This is a genomic window from Ruminococcus sp. MCC718, assembly GCF_018783905.1.
GTDB lineage: Bacteria > Bacillota > Clostridia > Lachnospirales > Lachnospiraceae > Hominisplanchenecus > Hominisplanchenecus faecis.
In genome coordinates, this window is the sequence record NZ_WQNP01000055.1 from 1 (window position 1) to 983 (window position 983).

The following is a 983-nucleotide window of genomic DNA, read 5'->3' on the forward strand; positions in this document are numbered from 1 at the left end:
AAAAAAACCAGATATAATAAAAGTAGCTGCATAGCCGAAAGGCAAGCAGTATTGGTGTCATGGACGCACCCTGAAAAAAGGCGGTATCCCGCCAGATTTCAGATGCTCTGGTAACTCAGTTGCCGAGTAGTTCACAAGATCAATATGATGCAAATTATCATACCGTTCAGTATGAATGTATGGATTGTGGTGCAGTAAAAACAGAAAAGCAAGCACATTCCTGGGAAGACGAGGATTATGATGAGTATTATACATATTATTATGAGAATAAAAAATATCATACATATGAGCAGAAATGTGAAGAGTGCAATGCAAAAAGAGAGTTGAGAGCACCCCATAGATATTTTTCTTTTTATGATAAAATAGCAAAATACGCAACATTTAATAAAAAGGGAATTCTCGTATATTCCTGCATTGACTGTGATGGAACAAAAAAAGTTTACAAAAAATGGAAGAGCGGGACTGATTATTCACGTAATTATGATATCAAACATGGAACGGTTTTCAATCGTCAGACCAGTATTACTGTAAAATTAAAACGTCCGTCGAAAGGAACAGTTCTTCAGGCTACGATAGGAACAAAAAAGTACAAGAAAAAAATCAAAAATAATAAAAAAACAGTCAAACTTAATATTAAGCCGGCAGAATATGGAGAGAAAATAAAACTTGCTCTGTATTATAAAGGAAAGAAGATTGGAAAAGATAGTTGCGATTACAATGATGAAGTGTGGTACAGCAACAGAGTTACGGAAGGTATGACACAGAAGCAGGTACGCTATACATGGGGTGCTCCAAGCAGCACCAGCAGCAGTTCTTATGGATTTACTTATTGGAACTGGGATGACGGATCCATGGTAAGCTTCCGAAATGGAGTGGTAGATTACTGGTTTGATGCGGCGAATTAAAATTGACCGAGCTCTTTAGAGCGAGGGATGCTTCTTGTCCGAAGGGCAAGAAGATGGGTATTAAGAAAACTTATACGT

1 protein-coding gene is annotated in these 983 nt (G+C 37.3%); it reads left to right on the forward strand.

What is annotated here, in order from left to right:
- Window positions 1–179: 179 nt before the first annotated feature.
- Window positions 180–905, forward strand: a complete 726-nt coding sequence (locus tag GPK60_RS07025) for a hypothetical protein (protein WP_215659142.1) — start codon at window positions 180–182, stop codon at window positions 903–905.
- The last annotated feature ends 78 nt before the right edge of the window (window positions 906–983 follow it).

Excerpts from the sequence above, each read along its gene's own strand:
- GPK60_RS07025 (WP_215659142.1), top strand. The coding sequence starts at position 180 with ATGGATTGTGGTGCAGTAAAAACAGAAAAGCAAGCACATTCCTGGGAA.